This is a genomic window from Pseudonocardia sp. KRD291 (assembly GCF_019263595.1).
GTDB lineage: Bacteria > Actinomycetota > Actinomycetes > Mycobacteriales > Pseudonocardiaceae > Pseudonocardia.
The window spans coordinates 1-4,318 of record NZ_JADQDD010000405.1; the positions used below are offsets into that span (position 1 = coordinate 1).

Consider the following 4,318-nt stretch of genomic DNA (forward strand, 5'->3'; position numbering starts at 1 on the left):
CGGTGACGGCCTCGGCGCCGTCGGTGCACTCCGCCACGACGTCGATGTCGGGCTCCAGGCGCAGCAGCGCGGCCAGCGCGGTCCGGATCATCCCCTCGTCGTCGGCGAGCAGCACCCGGATCATCCGGCATCCCGTGCGTCGGCGGGGACGGTCACGACCACGGTGAACACCGACTCGTCCCGCCGGACCTCCAGGTCGCCGCCCGCCTCGGCCGCCCGGCGCGCGACCCCGTCCAGCCCGGACCCGCCGGTGTCGTCGGGCGGGCCGCCGGTGACGTCGTTGGAGATCTCGTAGCGCCAGGTGCGGTCGGTGCGGCTCAGGCGCAGCCGGGTCCAGTCGCCGCCGCCGTGGCGCAGCGCGTTGGTGGTCGTCTCGCGGACCACGGGGCCGAGCGTGCCGGCCGGTGCCGCCGCCGAGTCCGGACCCACCTCGGCCTCGGCATCCGTGCCCGCCGCGCGCAGCAGGTCCACCGCGTTGGCGAGCTCGTCGGCCAGCGGCACCGAGCGGAAGCGGGTGGCCAGGTCCCGGGTCCCCTGCCGCGCCTCGTCGACGCTCACCCGCGCCGCCGCCAGCTGCGCCATGCCCGCGTCCGGGTCGCCCGGCATGAGCCGCTCGGCCAGCTCCAGCTGCAGAGCGACGACCTGGAAATGGTGCCCCTGCAGGTCGTGGACGTCCGTCGCCATCCGCAGCCGCTCCTGCGCCGCCGCGAGCCGCGCCTCCGACACCCGGGCCCGGTCCAGGGCCTCGATCACGTCCCACCACCACAGCGACGACACGGTGATCGCCGGGAGGACGGTGGACAGGAACGCCAGCTGGGTCCAGTCCAGGGCGCCGTTCTCCGCGAGCGTGAGCCGGGAGTCGATCACCGCCAGCGCCACGAGCAGGGCGGTCGCCGCCAGCACCAGCCGGGCCCGTGTCCCGGAGGGCCAGTTCAGCAGCACCGCGCCCTGGAGCACCGGGAGCGCGCCCAGCACCCAGAGCTCGAGAGTGACGCCCGCTACGAGCCCGAAGACCACGCCGGCCACCAGCGGCGCGAGGTACCGGCGCCGGATCACCAGCGACACGGCGTCGGTCCGGCGCCGGTAGTCGTGCAGCGGAAGCAGCGTCGTCAGGAGCCACACCAGCCCGCACGCGCCGACCACGCCGGTCGGCAGCGGCCCGGTGCCGGACTCGACGAGCGCGCTGACCGACAGGCCCACGAGGAGCAGCTCGAAGACGACGACCGCCAGGGCCATGTACCACCAGGTGACGGTGATTCCCCGGCTGAGCCGCAGCGCGCTGCGCGCATCGACGGCCGTCGACGTCGACGCGGTGCGCTCGGCCGTCCGCTCCATCCGCTCAGCCTACGACCATGACAGATGTCATGGATCGGACCGCGAGATCTCCCGGATCCCGATGACGGACAGGCACTTCTGGCCGGCGCGCGCGGCCGGTGAACTGGACACAGCGCCGGGGAACCACCCCGCCACCCCAGCACAGGAGCCCGCCGTGAACCTCTTCGAGACCCTCCAGAACCTCGTCGGTCAGGTACCAGAGCCGCTGCAGCCGCTGATCGCGGCGTTCGCCGGCGCCATCCCGTTCGTCGAGGGCGAGGGCGGTGCCGCGATCGGCATCCTCGGCGGCATCCACCCCGCCGTCGCCGCGGTGGCCGCGATGATCGGCAACTTCGTCGTCGTGGCCGCCCTGGTGCTGCTCGGCGCGGGCGCCCGGGACGTCGTGGTGCACCGCCGCCGCACGGCGGAGCGCGCCCGGCAGGGCGCCGCGGTCGGCGGCGGGGCCGAGCCGCGCCCCGGGCCGGCCCCGGGCGACGGGCCGGGCCGGGGGTCCGCGCGCCGAGCGAAGTTCCAGCGCGCCTACGAGCGCTACGGCGTCCCCGGGGTGAGCCTGCTCGGCCCGCTGCTGCTGCCCACCCACTTCACGGCCACGATGCTCGCGGCATCGGGCGTGGGCCGGTCCCGGATCCTGATCTGGCAGGCGATCGCGATCGTCGGGTGGACGACCATCACCGCTCTCGTCGTCGGCGGCGTCGTCCAGGCCGTCAGCTGAGCCGCAGCGACGCCCGGACCACCGCACCGCCGCATCATGAGGGAGAGCAGGACATGACGACCGCGCAGAACTGGCTGCTCGACGACGGCGCACCGAGGAACGCCCCGGCGGTGCCCGCCGGGGTGGAGTACCACCGGGTGCTCGCCGGCGAGAAGCGGCGGATCGGGCGGGGGATCCTCGCGATCGTCCTGCTGGCCGCCGGGTTCGTCCTGCTCCCGACGGTCATCGGCGGGGCGCTGGCCCTCGTCGACGTCCGGCTGGGGAACACGCCGCCCACCCTCGGGGGCACCGACTACACGCCGCTCCACCACGCCGGGTCGATGATCTCCCTCGGTCTGCTCGCCCCCTGGAGCATGCTCATCCAGCGCTGGCTCTACGGCGTGCCCGGGGCGTCGCTGCACTCGGTGACCTCACGGTTCCGGTTCGGCCTGTTCGGCCGGTCGCTGCTCGTGCTCGGGCCGGTCTGGCTGGTCGTGGTCCTGCTGGGGTTCGCGGCGTCGGTCGAGGAGAGCCCCTGGTCGCACGCCGACCTCATCGCGATGCTGCTCGTCACGCTGCTGCTCACACCGTTGCAGGCGGCGGGGGAGGAGTACGGCGTGCGTGGGCTGGTCTTCCGGGTGATCGGCAGCTGGACCCGGGGGCGGCTCGCCGGCCTGGTCCTCGGGATCGTGGTGTCCAGCGTGCTGTTCACGCTGGTGCACGGCTCGACCGACCCCTACGTCGTCGTCTGGTACCTGGTGCTGTTCGGCGGGCTGGCCGTCATCACCTGGCGCACCGGGGGCCTCGAGATCGCGATCATGCTCCACGCCGTGCTGAACACGCTGTCCCTCGCCGCAGCGCCCTACCTGCGGATCGACCTCGGCGCGGCGCTGCAGGACCGCTCGGAGACCGTGGGCGCCGCGTACCAGCTCGTCCCCGCGCTCACCGTCGTCGTGCTCACCGCCGTGATCTGGTGGGCCACTCGCCGGAGCGGGCCCGCGCGGACGGCCGCGCCGACCGGAGCGCATGCCGGTGCCGACCACCTGGTTGCGTGACGAGCGGCGCGGACCGGGGCCGGTTCCCTGATCACCAGGTGGTGTAGGCCGACCCGTCCCCGGGCCCCGACCCCGGTCCCTGCCGGACGGGCACGGCGGGGGACGGTCGGTTGCGGGCCGCGACGAGGGCGGCCAGGCCGGTCGTCACCGGCACCGAGGCGACCAGCCCGATGCTGCCGACCAGCGTCCGGACGATCTCGGTGGCGACGTCCTGGCTGGTCAGGATCTGGCCGACGCCCGCAGCGGACACCGTGAACAGCAGCATCAACGGCAGCGCGGCCCCGGCGTAGGCCAGCACCAGCGTGTTCACCGCCGACGAGACGTGGTCGCGGCCGATCCGCATCCCGGCCGCGAACAGCTGTCCGGGCCCCATCGACGGGTTCGCGTCGCGCAGCTCCCAGACCGCGCTGGCCTGGGTGACGGTGACGTCGTCGAGCACGCCCAGGGCGCCGATCACCAGCCCGGCCAGGACCAGCCCGCGGGCGTCGATCGGCACGTTCCCGAGCGTCCCGATCAGGTTCGCGGTCGTGTCGTCGAGCCCGGTGAGCCGGGTGGCCGCGGAGAACACCGAGCCGAGCAGGCCGATCAGCGCGAGCGAGACGAGCGTGCCGAGCACCGCGCAGGACGTGCGCGCGGAGAACCCGTGCGACAGGTACAGGACCACGAACATGATCAGGCAGGCGCCGGTGACGGCGACGGCGAGCGGGTCGTTCCCGCCCAGGATCGAGGGCAGCACGAACAGCGCGAGGATGACGAAGCTCAACCCCAGCGCGACCAGCGCGGCCAGCCCCCGCCAGCGCCCGAGCGCCAGTACCGCCAGCGCGAACGCCCCGGCCAGCCAGAGCAGCGAGGTGCCGCGCTGGAAGTCGGTGATCTGGTAGGAGCCCGGGTCGTCGGCGTCACCCCCGGAGTAGGCCAGCACCACCTCGTCGCCGACCGCGAACCGCGGCGTCGACGGTTCGGACGGCACGAGCTGGACCAGGTCCCGGCCGGCCCGCGGGCCGTCGGTCATCGCGACCGTGACGCCGGTGCAGCCGCCACTGCCGGACCCGGGGGTGCAGTCGGTGGCCTGGGTCGCCAGGACCTCCGCCCGGACGGTCTGCTGCGGCGGCACCGTGGGGGTGGGCGCGGCGCCGGGCCAGAGGAGGAACACCCCGACCGCGGTGGCCAGCGCGCACGGGATCAGCAGGGCGGCGAGCAGGATCCGCACCCGCCGCCCGGCCGGCGCGGCCGGGCC

At 74.6% G+C, this 4,318-nt stretch carries 4 protein-coding genes; 2 read left to right on the plus strand and 2 right to left on the minus strand.

The features are described from left to right. Positions 1 to 120: 120 nt before the first annotated feature. Complete coding sequence (locus tag I4I78_RS30765) at positions 121 to 1,335, minus strand: sensor histidine kinase (protein WP_218615021.1); 1,215 nt, start codon at positions 1,333 to 1,335, stop codon at positions 121 to 123. A 154-nt stretch (positions 1,336 to 1,489) separates the two neighbouring features. On the opposite strand from I4I78_RS30765, the gene I4I78_RS30770 reads away from it, so the two are divergent. Next, positions 1,490 to 2,047 carry a hypothetical protein gene (locus tag I4I78_RS30770; RefSeq protein ID WP_218615022.1) on the plus strand — a complete coding sequence of 186 codons (558 nt, stop codon included), beginning with the start codon at positions 1,490 to 1,492 and terminating at the stop codon, positions 2,045 to 2,047. A 53-nt stretch (positions 2,048 to 2,100) separates the two neighbouring features. Further along, entirely contained in the window at positions 2,101 to 3,081 is a 981-nt protein-coding gene (locus I4I78_RS30775; RefSeq protein WP_226380759.1) for a CPBP family intramembrane glutamic endopeptidase, read from the plus strand. A 31-nt stretch (positions 3,082 to 3,112) separates the two neighbouring features. On the opposite strand, the gene I4I78_RS30780 is transcribed toward I4I78_RS30775, so the two are convergent. Continuing rightward, positions 3,113 to 4,318, minus strand: a 1,206-nt coding sequence (locus I4I78_RS30780) for a YibE/F family protein (protein ID WP_218615023.1), incomplete at its 5' end; no start/stop codon positions are given.

What these genes read in the sequence shown, in the direction of transcription:
- I4I78_RS30765 (WP_218615021.1), bottom strand. Translation starts at nt 1,335, where the DNA reads ATGGAGCGGACGGCCGAGCGCACCGCGTCGACGTCGACGGCCGTCGAT.
- I4I78_RS30775 (WP_226380759.1), top strand. Translation starts at nt 2,101, where the DNA reads ATGACGACCGCGCAGAACTGGCTGCTCGACGACGGCGCACCGAGGAAC.